Source organism: Streptosporangium sp. LJ11 (genome assembly GCF_051918945.1).
In the GTDB taxonomy this organism is placed as follows: Bacteria; Actinomycetota; Actinomycetes; order Streptosporangiales; family Streptosporangiaceae; genus Streptosporangium.
Window position 1 is genome coordinate 186,193 of the sequence record NZ_JBPXMB010000020.1, and the last position, 15,546, is coordinate 201,738.

Consider the following 15,546-nt stretch of genomic DNA (forward strand, 5'->3'; position numbering starts at 1 on the left):
GTGTCCTCCCGCACTTTCATCAGCCTTTCGGGACTTACCGCCCCTTGTATGTATTACGTCAGCTCTAACTGGACATTGTCACGTCTTTGATTTCGACGGTTTCCTTCGGCGCCCCGGTGCCGCCGTCCCCCGGGGGAAGGAAGCCCGCCTTGTTCACCTTGTCGAGGATCTCCAGGCCCTTGGTGACCGTACCGAACGGCGTGTATTGCGCCGGCAGCTGGGTGTCGCCGTAGACCATGAAGAACTGGCTGCCGTTGGTGTCGGGACCGCTGTTGGCCATGGCCACGACGCCGCGGGTGTACTTGGCGCCCTCCAGGTTCTCGTTCACGAAGCGGTAGCCGGGGCCGCCCTGGCCGTCGGTGGGGTTCTTGCCGTCGGCCTTGGCCAGCGGGTCGCCGCACTGCAGCATCGGGAACTGGTCGGAGCCCAGCCGGTGGCACTTGGAGCCGTTGAAGTACTTCTTCTGCGCCAGGAAGGCGAAGGAGTTGACCGTGCACGGGGTCTTGTCGGCCGACACCTTGATGACGATGTCGCCCAGGTTGGTCTTCAGGGTCATCTTCTTGGGCGTCAGGTCGACCTTCTCCGGGGGCAGGCCCACGTTCTTGGCCGGGCCGCCGCCCGCCTCCGCGACGTAGCCGCAGGTGCCGCTCGCCGGGTCGAAGGCCTTGGGCTGCGGGCCCGCGGCCTCCGAGGCGGCCGGGGAGGCGTTGTCCGACGGGGCCGGGTCGGTGGTCGCGGTCGCCGTCGTGTCGGAGCCCCCGAACATGGTCGTCGCGGCGATCACACCCGCCACCACGACCACACCGGCCGCGGTGCTGCCGATGATCGCGTTGCGCTTGACCTTGGCCTCGCGTTCGACGCGTCGCTGCATCTGCCGCTCGTAGTGCTCGCGCGCCAACTGCTTCTGGCGCTCCTTGCCGCTCACCGCTTCGCCCTCCCGAGTGCCGAGTAGTACTTAATGAGGTGGGCGAATCGTATCGGCCAATGGGTAATGGTTCGCAGCCCGCCGACCCGCACCGGTACCCTTCGGTTACATTCCCATCCGCATTCTTGACGAGATCAGCTGAGGCAGATGCTCATCGCCGGCTTTCCCGCAGGGTCCTTCCAGACCAACTGTTACCTCGTCGCTCCCGCCGCGGGCGAGGAGTGCGTGGTCGTCGATCCCGGTCAGAACGCCGTCGGCGACCTCGACGACCTGCTGCGCGAGCACCGGCTCAAGCCGGTCGCGGTGCTGGTCACCCACGGGCACATCGACCACATGTGGTCGGTCGCCCCGGTCTGCGGCGCGCGTGACGTTCCCGCGTGGATCCACCCGGAGGACCGCGATCTGCTGTCCGATCCGGGCAAGGGGCTGTCGCTGTCGACGAAGCAGCAGATGTTCGGCGGGCTCACCTTCACCGAGCCCGACGACGTGCGCGAGCTCGCCGACGGCGAGGTGCTGCGGCTGGCGGGCCTGGAGCTCACCGTCGACCACACCCCCGGCCATACCAGGGGGTCGGTGACCTTCAGGCTGCCCAGCACCGAGGAGATCCCGGACGTGCTGTTCTCGGGCGACCTGCTGTTCGCCGGCTCCATCGGCCGCACAGACCTTCCGGGCGGCGACTACCCGACCATCCTGCGCAGCCTGGCGGCCAAGTGCCTGCCGCTGCCGGAGGACACGGTGGTCCTGCCCGGCCACGGACCACAGACCACGATCGGTCACGAGCGTGCCACCAACCCGTACCTCGCGGAGGCGAAGGCGGCCGCGGGAGCGGCTCCCGCGGGCCCCGCGGGAGCCGGGCACGACCGCGGCCCCGGCAGGGGACTTTAGAAAATGACTTTGCAGGCGCCCAAGGGCACCTTCGACTGGCTTCCGCCGCGCTCCGAGCGGGCGCTCGCCGTGCGCGAGGCGCTCACCGAGCCCGCCCGCCGCGCGGGCTACGGCTACATCGAGACCCCGGTCTTCGAGGACACCGCGCTGTTCGTCCGCGGTGTCGGCGAGTCGACCGACATCGTCTCCAAGGAGATGTACACCTTCGAGGACAAGGGCGGGCGCTCCATCACGCTGCGCCCCGAGGGCACCGCGTCGGTGGTGCGGGCGGTCCTGCAGCACGGCCTGCACAACGGGCAGCTGCCGGTGAAGCTCTGGTACTCGGGCAGCCAGTTCCGCTACGAGCGGGCCCAGAAGGGCCGCTACCGCCACTTCTGGCAGGTCGGCGCCGAGGCGCTGGGCTCGGAGGACCCGGCGCTCGACGCCGAGCTGATCCTGCTCGCCGTCGACGGCTACGCCGCCCTGGGGCTCACCGGGGTCCGGCTGCTGATCAACACGCTGGGCGACAAGGTGTGCCGTCCCGTCTACCGGGCCGCGCTCCAGGACTTCCTGCGCGGCCTCGACCTCGACGAGCCCACCCGGCAGCGAATCGAGATCAATCCGTTGCGCGTGCTCGACGACAAGCGCCCCGAGGTGCAGGCGCAGCTGGCCGGCGCGCCGCTGGTCGTCGACCACCTGTGCGAGGCGTGCAAGGCCTATCACGAGGAGGTCCGCTCGCTGCTGACCGCCTCCGGCGTGGCCTACACCGACGACCCCCGGCTCGTCCGCGGCCTCGACTACTACACGCGCACCACGTTCGAGTTCGTCCACGACGGGCTCGGCTCGCAGTCCGCGGTGGGCGGCGGTGGCCGCTACGACGGGCTGAGCGAGATGCTCGGCGGGCCCGCCCTGCCCAGCGTCGGCTGGGCGCTGGGCGTCGACCGCACGGTCATGGCCATGGAGGCCGAGGGCCTGTTCGGGGACGAGAGCGCCGAGGCGCGCGTGCAGGTGTACGGTGTGCCGCTGGGCGAGGAGGCGCGCCGCCGGATGTTCCAGCTCGTCACCGAGCTGCGCCGGGCGGGCCTGGCCGCCGACATGTCGTTCGGCGGCAAGGGCGTCAAGGGCGCCATGAAGGGCGCCGACCGCTCGGGTGCCGGCTACGCGGTGATCCTCGGCGAGCGGGACATCGCCGCGGGGACCGCCCAGGTCAAGGACCTGGGCAGCGGGGACCAGAGCGCCGTACCGCTCGCCGAGATCGTCACGATGTTGAAGGAGAGACTGGACAAATGATCCGCACGCACGAAGCGGGATCACTGCGCGAGGAGCACACCGGGCAGCGGGTGACGCTCGCCGGGTGGGTGGCGCGGCGCCGCGACCACGGCGGCGTGGTCTTCATCGACCTGCGTGACGCCTCGGGCTCGGCCCAGGTGGTCTTCCGCGAGGAGGACGACGCCCACGGCCTGCGCGCCGAATACTGCGTCAAGGTCGTCGGAGAGGTGCGGGTCCGCCCCGAGGGCAACGAGAACCCCGAGCTGCCGACCGGCGCGATCGAGGTCGTCGCCTCCGAGGTCGAGGTGCTCAGCGAGTCCGCGCCGCTGCCGTTCCCCATCGAGGGCACCGCGGGCATCTCGGAGGAGGCGCGGCTGAAGTACCGCTACCTCGACATCCGCCGCCAGCAGGTCGCGCACGCGATGCGCATCCGCTCCCGGGCCACGTACCTCGCCCACGAGGTGATGAACGAGCAGGGGTTCACCTACGTCGAGACCCCGACGCTGACCCGCTCCACCCCGGAGGGCGCCCGAGACTTCCTCGTCCCGGTCCGGCTCCAGCCCGGCAGCTGGTACGCCTTGCCCCAGTCGCCCCAGCTGTTCAAGCAGCTTCTCCAGGTCGCCGGTCTCGAGCGTTACTACCAGCTCGCCAAGTGCTACCGCGACGAGGACCTGCGCGCCGACCGGCAGCCGGAGTTCACCCAGATCGACGTCGAGATGTCCTTCGTGGACCAGGACGACGTCATCGCGCTGGGCGAGAGGCTCATCGGCCGCATCTGGAAGGAGACGGTCGGCTACGAGCTGCCGACGCCCCTGCCCCGGATGACCTACCGGGACGCCATGGCGCGCTACGGCTCCGACAAGCCCGACCTGCGCTTCGGCCAGGAGCTCGTCGAGATGACGGACTTCTTCGCCGACACCACCTTCCGGGTGTTCCAGGCGCCGTACGTGGGTGCCGTGGTCATGCCGGGCGGCGCCTCGCAGACCCGCAAGGAGCTGGACGGCTGGCAGGAGTGGGCCAAGTCGCGCGGCGCCAGGGGCCTGGCCTACGTGCTGGTGGGCGAGGACGGCACGCTCGGCGGGCCGGTCGCCAAGAACCTGTCGGAGACCGAGTCGACCGGCCTGGCCGCCAAGGTCGGCGCGGCCCCCGGTGACGCGATCTTCTTCGCGGCCGGTGCCGCCTCCGCCTCCCGCGACCTGCTCGGCGCGGCCCGCCTGGAGATCGGCCGTCGCTGCGGCCTGATCGACGAGTCGGCCTGGAACTTCCTGTGGATCGTCGACGCCCCCATGTTCGAGGAGGACGGCGAGGGCGGCTGGACCGCGGTCCACCACCCCTTCACCGGCCCCAAGCCCGAATGGGCCGACACCTTCCAGGACCACCCCGGCGAGGCCCTGGCCTACGCCTACGACATGGTCTGCAACGGCATGGAGATCGGCGGCGGCTCGATCCGTATCCACCGGGCCGAGATGCAGCAGCGCGTCTTCGACGTTCTGGGCATCTCCAAGGAGGACGCGGAGAGCAAGTTCGGCTTCCTGCTGGAGGCGTTCAAGTACGGCCCCCCGCCGCACGGCGGCATCGCCTACGGCTGGGACCGGATCTGCATGCTCCTGGCGGGCACCGACTCCATCCGCGACGTCATCGCCTTCCCGAAGACGGCCTCCGGGTTCGACCCGCTGACCGGCGCGCCCACCCCGATCACGGTGGAGCAGCGCAAGGAGGCGGGCGTCGACGGCAGGCCCAAGGCCGACGCCTGATCCGGGTCCTCCCCGGATGTGAGCCAGGTGAGCCAGGTGTGAGCCAGATGTGACGAGGGCCCCCGGACGGTGTTCCGGGGGCCCTCGCCGTGTCCGGAGCCCGGAGCCACGGGAAATGAGCCGCGATGACCCCCTGTGCCCCCCTGTGCCCCTCCGTGCGCCTCACGTGCCTCCTGGGCGGCGGCCAGGGGCGTCCGGTCCCCTAAGGGCGGGGAGGCGTCGTGGCCCGCACACGGTCACGCTGAGGTCTGCGGCGGCCGCGTACCGGCCGCGCCGTCCGCACGCCGTCCGGGGCGGGCGAGGCGGGACCTGCCCGGGATGTGCGGAGCCGGGGTCCGGCGTGAGTGGCGCGAGGGCGTGGAGGACGGAGGGGCGCGGGCGTGTCCGGGGCGTGCGGGGCGCGGACGCGAAAACGCCCCGCCGGTCGTCCGACCGGCGGGGCGTCCTGCGGCGGCGGGCCGCCACGGTTCCGGCTAGGAGAGCCGCACGTTCTTGATGATCACCGGGATCTTGGGGGCGGTGGAACCACCGTCACCGGTGATGTCCTCGGGATTGGTGATCCACCCGCCCTTGGCGATCTCGTCAAGGATCTCCATGCCCTTGGAGACGACACCGAAAGGCGTGTAGGCCTTCTCCACCTGCTCGGTCTCGTTCCCGAGCGAGATCCAGAACTGGCTGCCGTTCTGGTTGACGGCGTCGACGGCCTGGGCCACCGCGACCGTGCCCTTGCTGTAAGGGATCCCGCCGAGGTTCTCGCTGTCGTAGACGTAGCCGGAGCTGCCCTGGCCGTCGGTCCGGTTCTTCCCGTCGGCCTTGGCCTGCGGGTCGCCGCACTGCAGCATGCTCAGGCCGGAGTTCTCGGGGGTGGCCAGGCGGTGGCACTTGGTGTTGTCGAAGAAGTTCTTCCTGGCCAGGAAGGCGAAGGAGTTGACCGTGCAGGGGGCCTGCGCGGTCGCCAGGTCGATCACGACGTCACCGTGGTTGGTGGTGATCGTCATGGTCTTCAGCTTCAGGTTGGGCTTGGTCGGCGGCATGCCCACGTTCTTCGCCGGGCTGCCGCTGGTGTCCTTGCGATAGGAGCACTTCGTGCCGGCCGGATCGGCCGTGAAGGTCGGCTCCGGCGTCACGGCCGCGGTCTCCGAGGGAACCGGTGAACTGGTGGCGGCGGCGTTGGTCTTCGCGTCGTCACCGTCGTTTCCAAGGAGGGTGACTCCGGCGAACAGTCCCCCCGCGACGACGACCACCGCGGCGACGGCTCCGATGACGACGTTGCGCTTCGACGCGCTCGTCTGCTCGGCACGCTTCGCCTGCCGCTCTTTGTGCTCCCGAGCCAGCTGGCTCTGGCGGTCCTCGGCGCTCACCGCTATGTCCTCCAAGATTGATGTTCCATGGGTACGGGCTGGCGAAAAGAGTACCGGCCCCAACATGTGCTGTACGTAAGTGGCGGAATTCCTCAGATGGGGACAGAGGGGAAGGGGGGATCTCTTCACGCTCCCCATAACCCGCCCATGGTGGGATCCGTACTTGCTGATGATGAACCACGCACCACCGGAGCGCCCCCATGTTCGACGAGATCCTCGGCCTGCCCCTTCACCCCCTGATCGTTCACGCGGCCGTGGTCCTGACGCCGCTCCTGGCGGTGCTCGCCGCCGCGTACGCGCTGGCGCCGCGCACGCGGCCCGTGCTCACCTGGGCGGTGGTCGGGCTCGCCCCGGTCGTGCCGGTGAGCGTCTTCGTGGCGCGGCAGAGCGGGGAGGCGCTGGAGGAGGGCCGCTTCGCCTCCGTCGAGGGCCGGCTCGGCGAGCGCATCGCCGAGCACGCGGACCTCGGCACCCCTTTGCTGCTCGTCACCCTCGCGCTCGGAGCGGTCTCGCTGGCCCTCGTCCACGTCACCCGCGGTGACAGATTCGGCCGCCCGGCCGGGCTGGCGGTCTCGGCGCTGACCGTGATCCTGGCCGCCGTGGCGCTCTACTACGTGATACGGAGCGGGCACAGCGGGGCCGTCGCGGTCTGGGGAAGCTGAGCCCGTACGGCCCCTGAACGCCACGGTCGTCCGATGCGCCGCCGTCCGGGAGGGGCCGGGGCCCCGCCGGGCGGCGGTACTGTCTCAGGCGTGGACAGCCTGTTCGATTCGGCGGCGGAGGAGGCCCATCGCGGCCAGGAGCCCCTGGCGGTGCGGATGCGCCCCCGGAACCTGGACGAGGTGATCGGCCAGCGGCACCTGCTGGGTCCCGGCACGCCGCTGCGCCGCCTCGTCGAGGCCGAGGCGCCGATGTCGCTGTTCCTCTGGGGCCCTCCGGGCACGGGTAAGACCACGCTCGCCTACGTGGTGGCGGGTGTCACCAAGCGCCGGTTCGTGGAGGTCTCCGCGGTGTCGGCGGGCGTCAAGGAGGTCCGCGCGGCCATCGAGCAGGCCCGGCGCGAGCTGGGCATGTCCGGCCGCCAGACCGTCCTGTTCGTCGACGAGGTGCACCGCTTCAACAAGGCGCAGCAGGACGCCCTGCTGCCCGCCGTGGAGAACCGCTGGGTCACCTTCATCGGCGCCACCACCGAGAACCCCTTCTTCTCCGTCATCTCGCCCCTGCTGTCGCGCTCGCTGCTGCTGACCCTGGAGTCGCTGTCGGAGGACGACATCCGGGTGGTGCTGGAGCGCGCCGTCACCGACCCGCGCGGCCTGGACGGGAGGGTGAGCCTGGCGCCGGAGGCCGCCGAGCACCTGGTGCGGCTGGCCGGTGGCGACGCCCGCAGGTCGCTCACCTACCTGGAGGCCGCCGCGCTGATCGCCGACGGCGAGGTCACCGTCGAGGTGGTGGAGCGGGCGGTGGACAAGGCGGCCGTGCGCTACGACCGCCAGGGCGACCAGCACTACGACGTGATCAGCGGTTTCATCAAGAGCATGCGGGGCTCCGACGCCGACGCGGCGCTGCACTACCTCGCCCGGATGATCGAGGCGGGGGAGGACCCCCGGTTCATCGCCCGCAGGATCGTCATCTTCGCCTCGGAGGACGTCGGCATGGCCGACCCCACCTGCCTGCAGGTCGCGGTGGCCGCCGCCCAGGCGGTGGAGTTCATCGGCCTTCCCGAGGGGCGGCTCAACCTGGCCCAGGCCGTCATCCACTGCGCGCTGGCCCCGAAGTCCAACGCGGTGATCAACGCCATCGGCGCGGCCGCCGAGGACGTGCGGCGCGGCAACATCGGCCACGTCCCCAACCATCTGCGCGACTCCCACTACGCCGGGGCCAAGCAGCTCGGCCACGGCAGGGGCTACAAGTACCCCCACGAGTTCGAGCACGGCCTGGTACGCCAGGAGTACGCCCCCGAGGAGCTCAGGGACCGGCGCTACTACCAGCCCACCCGGCACGGCGCCGAGGCGGGCCTCGCCGACCGCTGGTCCAGGATCCGCGCGTTCCTGCGCGGGGAGTGACCTCCCGCGAAGGGCACCCGGGGGCGCGCGGTAAGCGGGGATGAGTGGTATCGGGCACGATAGGGTTTTGCAATCCGCCCGACCATGGCCGGGGTCACCTATGAACCTATGAGGGGAGCGGGTCCGCAGATGCTTACCGCAGGAGAGGTCGCGGGGCTGATCGCCGCGATGGCCTGGGCGATCCTGGTCTCCTTCATGGCCGTCGTCATGGTCAGGCTGGCCCGGCTGCTCACCGAGACCGCCAAGATGGTCTCCCAGCTGGGCGACCGCGTCGTGCCGCTGCTGGAGGACGTCTCGGCCGCCGTCGGCGAGACCAACCGGCAGCTGGTCGCGATCGAGGCCATCACCAGGGACGTCAAGCAGGTCAGCGGGCACGTGGCCAAGGTCAGCGACGTCACCCAGAACCTGGTCACCGGGCCGATGATCAAGGTCGCGGCCCTCACCCACGGCGTCCGCAGGGCCCTGGGCTCCCGCAGGCGGGCCAGGCCCGCCGCGGCGGAGCTGGAGAGGCGTCCGCGATGATCCGCAGGCTTTTCTACATGGGGCTGGGCGCGTTCGGCGCGGTGTGGGTGATGCGTAAGCTTCAGGCACTGCACCCGAACCACCTGGCCCGGCGGGCCGCGCACAACGCCGCCGGAGCCCTGGAGCAGGCACGCGACCTCGCCGGGGAGGCCCTGCGGGGCGCCGCCGAGCGGGAAATCGAGTTGCGGTCCAGGTTCGGGCTCGACACCGTGGAAAACCCCTATCACTCCAACGTAAAGGATGGCCGCTGACATGGAGTCGGCAGAGATCGCCCGCCGCTTCCTGCGCTTCTTCGAGGAGCGTGGGCACACCGTTGTGCCCTCGGCCAGCCTCATCGCCGAGGACCCGACGCTGCTTCTGGTCAACGCGGGCATGGTGCCCTTCAAGCCCTACTTCCTGGGCCAGCAGAAGCCGCCCTACAAGCGGGCCGCCAGCGCGCAGAAGGTCGTCCGGACCCTCGACATCGACGAGGTCGGCAAGACGACCAGGCACGCCAGCTTCTTCCAGATGCTCGGCAACTTCTCCTTCGGCGACTACTTCAAGGAGCAGGCGATCCCGTTCGCCTGGGAGCTGCTGACCAGGCCCGAGTCCGAGGGCGGGTTCGGCTTCCCCGAGGACCGCCTGTGGGCCACCGTCTACCTCGACGACGACGAGGCCGCCGACATCTGGCGCAAGGCCGGGGTGCCGCAGGAGCGCATCCAGCGCCGCGACCTGGCCGACAACTACTGGCACATGGGCGTGCCGGGTCCCGGCGGCCCGTGCAGCGAGATCTACTACGACCGCGGCCCCGAGTACGGGCGCGAGGGCGGCCCGGTCGTCGACGAGAACCGCTACCTCGAGGTGTGGAACAACGTCTTCATGCAGTACCAGCTCAGCGCGGTACGCAGCAAGATCGACTTCGACATCGCCGGTGAGCTGCCCGCCAAGAGCGTCGACACGGGCATGGGCCTGGAGCGCATGGCGGCGATCCTGCAGGGCGTCGACAACATCTACGAGATCGACACCACGTACAAGATCCTCGACCGGGCCGCGGACCTCACCAAGACGCGCTACGGCCGCGACGAGCGCGCCGACGTGTCGCTGCGGGTCGTCGCCGACCACGTCAGGACCGGCGTGATGCTCGTCGCCGACGGGGTGCTGCCCTCCAACGAGGGCAGGGGCTACGTGCTCCGCCGCATCCTGCGCCGCGCCATCCGCAACCTGCGCCTGCTCGGCGCGGGCGAGGAGCGCTACATGCACGAGCTCACCGCCGTGACCGTCGACGTGATGGGCGAGCAGTACGCCGAGCTCAGGGCCGACGCCCCGCAGATCCACGGCGTCATCGACGCCGAGGAGGAGTCCTTCCTGCGCACCCTTCGCACCGGCAGTGCGATCTTCGACGTGGCGGCCGAGGAGACCAAGCGCAAGGGGCAGGCGACGCTCGCCGCAGCCCAGGCCTTTCAGCTCCACGACACCTACGGCTTCCCGATCGACCTCACGCTGGAGATGGCCTCCGAGCAGGGGCTGCAGGTCGACGAGGAGGGCTTCCGCCGGCTGATGAAGGAGCAGAAGGACCTGGCCAAGGCCGACGCCGCCTCCAAGAAGACCGGCAACGCCGACATCTCGATCTTCGGCACGCTCCTGGAGAAGACCGGCAAGGTCGAGTTCCTCGGCTACGACCACGTGACGGCCGAGGCCGAGGTCATCGGCCTCCTCGTCGACGGCGCCTCCGTCGCCGCCGCGGGCGCGGGCACGTCGGTCGAGGTCGTGCTGGGCCGTACCCCCTTCTACGCCGAGGGCGGCGGCCAGCTCTCCGACCAGGGCGTCATCCGCACCGGCGGGGCCGAGGTGGAGATCGTGGACGTGCAGTCCCCGGTCTCCGGCGTCGTCGTGCACCGGGGCAAGGTCCGCTCCGGGGAGATCAGGGTGGGCGACCAGGCCCAGGCCGAGATCGACGTCGAGCGGCGCCGGGCCATCTCCCGCAGCCACACCGCCACCCACCTGGTGCACCGGGGCTTCCGCAACGCGCTGGGCGAGACCGCGGCGCAGGCCGGTTCGGAGAACTCGCCGGGCCGCTTCCGCTTCGACTTCACCGCCGCGGGCGCCGTACCGCCCAGCGTGCTGCGCGACGTCGAGGACGAGGTCAACGCGGTCCTCATCAACGACCTGCGGGTCAACGCCTTCCACACCTCCCAGGCGGAGGCCCGCGCGATGGGCGCGCTCGCCCTGTTCGGTGAGAAGTACGGCGACACCGTCCGCATCGTCGAGGTCGGCGACTACTCCCGCGAGCTCTGCGGCGGCACCCACGTCGCCAGCTCCGGGCAGCTCGGCCTGGTCAAGGTGCTGGGCGAGGCCTCGATCGGCGCGGGCGTGCGCCGCGTGGAGGCCCTGGTCGGCCTCGACGCGTTCCGCTTCCTGGCCAGGGAGAGCGTGCTCGTCGCCCAGCTGTCGGAGCAGCTCAAGGCCCGCAGGGAGGAGCTGCCCGAGCGCATCGAGGGCATCGTCACCCGGTTGCGCACCGCGGAGAAGGAGCTGGGCGCGCTGCGCTCGGCCCAGGTGCTCGCCGGTGCGGGACAGATGGCGGAAAGCGCCGTCGACCTGCACGGAGTGTCCGTCGTGACGCACCGCGCGCCTGATGGCACCTCCCCCGACGACCTGCGTAAGCTCGCGCTTGACGTGCGCGGCCGGTTCCCGGGCGATCGCGCCGCGGTGGTCGTCGTCGCCGGTGTCCCCGGCGACCGGCCGGTCGTGGTGGCCGCGGTCAACGAGGCGGGACGTGGCCGCGGCCTGAAGGCGGGCCGCCTGGTCGGTGTCGCCGCGAAGGCTCTCGGAGGTGGCGGTGGCGGCAAGGACGACGTCGCTCAGGGAGGCGGGGTGCGTCCCGAGGCGATCGGCGAGGCGCTCGCCGCCGTCGAGCAGGCGATCGCGCAGACCCTCACCTGACGAGCGCAGACGCTCACCTGACGAGGAAGGACGCCCTCGCGCCGCGTCCGGTGCGCGGGCGGAGACGGGAATGATGAGAAACGGCATTCGGCTGGGCGTCGATGTCGGCTCGGTCCGCATCGGCGTGGCCCGCAGCGACCCCTCGGGGTTGCTGGCCACGCCGGTGGAGACCGTCCGGCGCGGTAAGGGCGACCTCGACCGGCTCGCGGAGATCGCGGCCGAGTACGAGGTCGTCGAGGTGGTGGTCGGCCTGCCGACCTCGCTCTCCGGGCGCGAGGGGCAGGCGGCGGAGGCCGCCCGCGACTTCGCGAACCGGATCTCGCTGCGGCTGGCGCCCGTCCCGGTGCGGCTGTTCGACGAGCGGCTGACCACCGTCACCGCCCAGCAGGGACTGCGGGCCAGCGGGGTGAAGGCGAAGAACCAGCGTGGCGTGGTGGACCAGGCGGCCGCCATCGTGCTGCTCCAGGCCGCGCTGGACGCCGAACGCGCCACCGGCAGGCCCCCCGGGGTACCCGCCGGGCCTCCCGCCGGCGGGGGGAGCGCCGAGCGGCCGGGCGGCGGGACCGCTCGGTGAGCCGTCTGCGGCCGGTATGGCTGTGGGCGGCCGGGACGGCCGTGCTCGCCGTCGCCACCGGGACGGCCGGGCTCCTCGTGATCCGCCCCTATCTCATGCCCGCCGACTTCGAGGGGCCGGGTTCGGGCACGGTCGTCGTCGAGATCCCCCGGGGGGCGAGCGCGACCCAGATCGGGTTGGTGCCGGCCGACGCCGGGGTGGTGGCCAGTGCCGGGGCGTTCGTCACGGTGGCGGAGGAGCAGGCCAGGGCGGGCACCCTGCCCCCCGGCCGTTTCAGGCTCCGCAGGGGCATGGACGCCCGGTCGGCGCTCGGCATGCTGGTGACGCCCGAGTCGCGGGTGGTCCGCACGGTCACCATTCCCGAAGGGCTCCGCCTGCCCGAGCTGCTCGACCGGCTCACCGAGGCGACCGGCATGCGCCGGGCCGACCTGGTCAGGGCCGCGGCCGACGGGCGGGCGCTGGGCCTGCCCCGGTACGCCGGGAGCGCCGAGGGCTTCCTGTTCCCCGCCACCTACGAGATCGAGCCGGACACGACCGCTCCGGCCCTGCTCGCCGCCATGGTGGAACGTTACAAGCAGATGGCGACCCAGCTAAACCTCAGGAAACGGGCCGGGAAGAAAGGCCTGTCACCCCGGGAGACCGTCACGGTGGCGAGCATCGTCCAGGCGGAGGGCGGGCGGGACCCGGACTACCCGAAGATCGCTAGAGTGATCTACAACCGGATCAGGGCCCGGACGCCGCTCCAGCTGGACACCACGGTGCTGTACGCACAGGGGCGCAGGACCCTGGAGGTTTCGGAGGGGGACACAGAGGTGAGGTCTCCGTACAACACCTACCTCAAGCCCGGCCTGCCGCCCGGGCCCATCGCGAACCCCGGGGAGAAGGCGTTGATCGCGGCACTCCAGCCAGATCAAGGTGATTGGTTCTGGTTTGTCACTACTGATCCGGAGCATAGAATCACGAAATTCACTGACAAAGAGAGTGAGTTTGTGAGATACCGGGAAGAGCTGAACAGACACCTCGGGAAGCGTTGATGCCCGGCGGAATACTCCCGGTTCCGCCGCAGGCGGCGACCCGCACCCGCGGTTCGGACGACGGCTCCCGGAGCATCGGGACGTCCGGCCGGGTGCCCTCCTTCGGTTCGGCACACCCGCTTGACGCCAGGTCGTCTCTAGCGGGAGATTGGCCAGCGACGCTATGAACGATCTCGATATGGACTTCCTGGTCGGTTCCGACGACGAAGGTCGGTCGCGCCGAGGAGCCAACACGTCCCCAGGCCGTGACTCCGGCCGGCGCGGCCGCCGCAGGAAGCGCCGCCGCAACCGGGGGGGCTTCGTCGCCCCCATGCTCGCGATCATCATCCTGCTCGGCGGCATCGGCGCCGCCGGCTTCTACGGCTACACCTGGGTCCGCGACGTGATGACCCCCGACGACTACACCGGCCAGGGGTCGGGCGAGATCGTCGTGGAGATCAAGGACGGTCAGAGCGCCTCCGAGATCGCGCAGACCCTGCAGGAGCAGGACGTGGTGAAGAGCGTCAAGGCCTTCGTCAACGCCGTCGGCGCGGCGGGCAAGAGCTCCTCCCTGCAGCCGGGCGAGTACACCATGCGCAAGCAGATGGCGGCCGCGGAGGCCGTCAAGCTCCTCGACCCGGACAAGCGGCTGCGGGAGAAGATCACCCTTGAGGAGGGGCTGCGCCTGAGCGTCACCCTCCAGCGGCTCGCCAAGCAGACGGGCAAGCCGCTGAGGGAGTTCCAGCAGGCCGCCAGGAACGTCCGCGAGCTCGGCCTGCCCCCCTACGCCAGGGGCAAGCTGGAGGGGTACGCCTTCCCGGCCACCTACGAGTTCACGCCCAAGATGACGGCCTCGGAGATCCTCACCAAGATGGTCGACCGCTTCAACGAGACCGCCAACAAGGACGACCTCAAGGGCAAGGCGAAGGCCCTCGGGCACACCCCGCACGAGATCATGACGATCGCCAGCATCGTCCAGGCCGAGTCGGGCACCGAAGAGGACATGGGCAAGGTGGCCCGCGTCATCTTCAACCGGCTCGACCGCGATCCGCCGCTCAACCTGGCGATGGACAGCACGGTGATGTACGCGCTGAACAAGGTCGGCATCGAGGCCTCCCACAAGGACCTCGAGAGCACCTCGCCCTACAACACCTACAAGTTCGCGGGCCTGCCCCCCGGGCCGATCGCCAACCCGGGCGACGACGCCATCCAGGCGGCGCTCAACCCCACCAAGGGCGACTGGCTCTGGTTCGTGACCACCTGCCCGGGCAAGCGCGTCACCAAGTTCGCCTCGGTGGAGTCCGACTTCTTCGCGCTCAAGGCCGAGTACGAGCGGAACAAGGTGAACGGGTGCTGAGGGCGGCGGTCCTGGGATCGCCGATCGCGCACTCGCTCTCCCCGTACCTGCACCGCGCCGCCCACGAGGGCATGGGACTGCACGACTGGCGCTACGAGGCGATCGAGTGCGACGAGGCCGGGCTCCCCGGCCTCCTCGCCGGGCTGGACGGCGACTGGGCGGGGCTCTCGCTCACGATGCCGCTCAAGCGGGCGGTGATGCCGCTGCTCGACACCGTCTCCGAGCTCGCGGTCCAGGTGGGCGGGGTCAACACGGTGATCCTGCGCGACGGTGCCCGGCACGGGGACAACACCGACGTGTACGGCATCGTCCAGGCGCTCGCCGAGGCGGGCGTGGCCCCGCCGCGGGCGGCGACCGTCCTCGGCGGCGGCGCGACGGCGGCCTCCGCGCTGGCGGCCCTGCGCGAACTCGGCCTCGACGAGGCGATCCTCGTGGTCCGCGACCCGGCGAGGGCGTGGGAGACCGCGGAGGTCGCCGAGCGGCTGGGCATGGACCTGTCGGTGCGGACCCTCGACAAGCTCGACACCGCGCTGGAGGTCGACCTGGTCGTCTCGACCCTGCCCTCCGGCGCGGCCGACGGCTTCGCCGGGACGCTGGCGGACGTGCCCGCCCTCCTCGACGTGGTCTACGCGCCCTGGCCCACCCGGCCGGCCGCGGCCGTGGCCGAGCGGGGCGGGATCGTCGTCGGCGGCTTCCCGATGCTTCTGCACCAGGCGGTCCGGCAGGTCGAGATGATGACGGGCCGCGCGGACGTGCCGGTGGAGGCGATGCGTGAGGCGGGAAAGGCCGAGATCGTCAGGCGTGCCGCCCCGGCGGGGTGACCGTCGTCGGCGCCGGGATGATTCTGCGTGAACGCGCTGTTGTGGTAGAGTAACGACTCGATCGGTCCGGCGTGCCTGCTGGACGCGCAAGCGGAGGTCGT

General features: G+C 70.9%; 14 protein-coding genes. 12 read left to right on the plus strand and 2 right to left on the minus strand.

Going from position 1 to position 15,546, the window contains the following annotated elements; all coding sequences use genetic code 11:
- Positions 1-64 precede the first annotated feature (64 nt).
- Positions 65-925, minus strand: a complete 861-nt coding sequence (locus ACTOQ3_RS28260; RefSeq protein WP_440086431.1) for a peptidylprolyl isomerase — start codon at positions 923-925, stop codon at positions 65-67.
- Between the two features lie 147 nt (positions 926-1,072).
- Between ACTOQ3_RS28260 and ACTOQ3_RS28265 the strand changes: the two genes are divergently transcribed.
- Genes ACTOQ3_RS28265 through aspS form a run of 3 tightly spaced genes read left to right on the plus strand, consistent with a single transcriptional unit; the run spans position 1,073 to position 4,812 of the window.
- The gene (locus tag ACTOQ3_RS28265; RefSeq protein WP_440086432.1) at positions 1,073-1,810 is read left to right on the plus strand and encodes an MBL fold metallo-hydrolase; all 738 of its coding nucleotides are present in this window, start codon (positions 1,073-1,075) and stop codon (positions 1,808-1,810) included.
- Positions 1,811-1,813: 3 nt separating this feature from the next.
- Positions 1,814-3,079 carry a histidine--tRNA ligase gene (hisS, locus tag ACTOQ3_RS28270; RefSeq protein WP_440086433.1) on the plus strand — a complete coding sequence of 422 codons (1,266 nt, stop codon included), beginning with the start codon at positions 1,814-1,816 and terminating at the stop codon, positions 3,077-3,079.
- Positions 3,076-4,812, plus strand: a complete 1,737-nt coding sequence (gene aspS, locus ACTOQ3_RS28275; RefSeq protein WP_440086435.1) for an aspartate--tRNA ligase — start codon at positions 3,076-3,078, stop codon at positions 4,810-4,812. The genes hisS and aspS overlap by 4 nt, the downstream gene beginning before the upstream one ends.
- A 473-nt stretch (positions 4,813-5,285) precedes the next feature.
- On the opposite strand, the gene ACTOQ3_RS28280 is transcribed toward aspS, so the two are convergent.
- On the minus strand, positions 5,286-6,173 hold the full coding sequence (locus ACTOQ3_RS28280; RefSeq protein WP_440086437.1) for a peptidylprolyl isomerase: 888 nt from the start codon (positions 6,171-6,173) through the stop codon (positions 5,286-5,288).
- Positions 6,174-6,373: 200 nt separating this feature from the next.
- Here ACTOQ3_RS28280 and ACTOQ3_RS28285 point away from each other — a divergent pair, with 200 nt between their 5' ends.
- The 9 genes from ACTOQ3_RS28285 (at position 6,374) to ACTOQ3_RS28325 (ending at position 15,445) form a co-directional block, all read left to right on the plus strand.
- Positions 6,374-6,835 (plus strand): DUF2231 domain-containing protein, encoded by a 462-nt coding sequence (locus ACTOQ3_RS28285; protein WP_440086438.1) that lies wholly within the window; start codon positions 6,374-6,376, stop codon positions 6,833-6,835.
- A gap of 90 nt (positions 6,836-6,925) precedes the next feature.
- Complete coding sequence (locus ACTOQ3_RS28290) at positions 6,926-8,236, plus strand: replication-associated recombination protein A (protein ID WP_440086439.1); 1,311 nt, start codon at positions 6,926-6,928, stop codon at positions 8,234-8,236.
- A gap of 129 nt (positions 8,237-8,365) precedes the next feature.
- On the plus strand, positions 8,366-8,758 hold the full coding sequence (locus ACTOQ3_RS28295; RefSeq protein ID WP_440086440.1) for a DUF948 domain-containing protein: 393 nt from the start codon (positions 8,366-8,368) through the stop codon (positions 8,756-8,758).
- Entirely contained in the window at positions 8,755-9,009 is a 255-nt protein-coding gene (locus ACTOQ3_RS28300; protein ID WP_440086441.1) for a hypothetical protein, read from the plus strand. The genes ACTOQ3_RS28295 and ACTOQ3_RS28300 overlap by 4 nt, the downstream gene beginning before the upstream one ends.
- A 1-nt stretch (position 9,010) precedes the next feature.
- Positions 9,011-11,680 (plus strand): alanine--tRNA ligase, encoded by a 2,670-nt coding sequence (gene alaS, locus ACTOQ3_RS28305; RefSeq protein ID WP_440086442.1) that lies wholly within the window; start codon positions 9,011-9,013, stop codon positions 11,678-11,680.
- Positions 11,681-11,753: 73 nt separating this feature from the next.
- Complete coding sequence (gene ruvX, locus ACTOQ3_RS28310) at positions 11,754-12,254, plus strand: Holliday junction resolvase RuvX (protein ID WP_440086443.1); 501 nt, start codon at positions 11,754-11,756, stop codon at positions 12,252-12,254.
- A complete protein-coding gene (gene mltG / locus ACTOQ3_RS28315; protein ID WP_440086444.1) occupies positions 12,251-13,288 on the plus strand; it encodes an endolytic transglycosylase MltG in 1,038 nt (345 codons plus the stop codon). Before ruvX ends, mltG (ACTOQ3_RS28315) begins: the two co-directional genes overlap by 4 nt.
- Before the next feature lie 163 nt (positions 13,289-13,451).
- A complete protein-coding gene (gene mltG / locus ACTOQ3_RS28320) occupies positions 13,452-14,624 on the plus strand; it encodes an endolytic transglycosylase MltG (RefSeq protein WP_440086445.1) in 1,173 nt (390 codons plus the stop codon).
- Positions 14,621-15,445, plus strand: coding sequence for a shikimate dehydrogenase (locus ACTOQ3_RS28325; RefSeq protein WP_440086464.1), 825 nt, complete (start codon positions 14,621-14,623; stop codon positions 15,443-15,445). Before mltG (ACTOQ3_RS28320) ends, ACTOQ3_RS28325 begins: the two co-directional genes overlap by 4 nt.
- Positions 15,446-15,546: the final 101 nt, after the last annotated feature.

Excerpts from the sequence above, each read along its gene's own strand:
- ACTOQ3_RS28265 (WP_440086432.1), top strand. The coding sequence starts at position 1,073 with ATGCTCATCGCCGGCTTTCCCGCAGGGTCCTTCCAGACCAACTGTTAC.
- hisS (WP_440086433.1), top strand. The coding sequence starts at position 1,814 with ATGACTTTGCAGGCGCCCAAGGGCACCTTCGACTGGCTTCCGCCGCGC.
- aspS (WP_440086435.1), top strand. The coding sequence starts at position 3,076 with ATGATCCGCACGCACGAAGCGGGATCACTGCGCGAGGAGCACACCGGG.
- ACTOQ3_RS28285 (WP_440086438.1), top strand. The coding sequence starts at position 6,374 with ATGTTCGACGAGATCCTCGGCCTGCCCCTTCACCCCCTGATCGTTCAC.
- ACTOQ3_RS28295 (WP_440086440.1), top strand. The coding sequence starts at position 8,366 with ATGCTTACCGCAGGAGAGGTCGCGGGGCTGATCGCCGCGATGGCCTGG.
- ACTOQ3_RS28300 (WP_440086441.1), top strand. The coding sequence starts at position 8,755 with ATGATCCGCAGGCTTTTCTACATGGGGCTGGGCGCGTTCGGCGCGGTG.
- alaS (WP_440086442.1), top strand. The coding sequence starts at position 9,011 with ATGGAGTCGGCAGAGATCGCCCGCCGCTTCCTGCGCTTCTTCGAGGAG.
- ruvX (WP_440086443.1), top strand. The coding sequence starts at position 11,754 with ATGAGAAACGGCATTCGGCTGGGCGTCGATGTCGGCTCGGTCCGCATC.
- mltG (WP_440086445.1), top strand. The coding sequence starts at position 13,452 with ATGAACGATCTCGATATGGACTTCCTGGTCGGTTCCGACGACGAAGGT.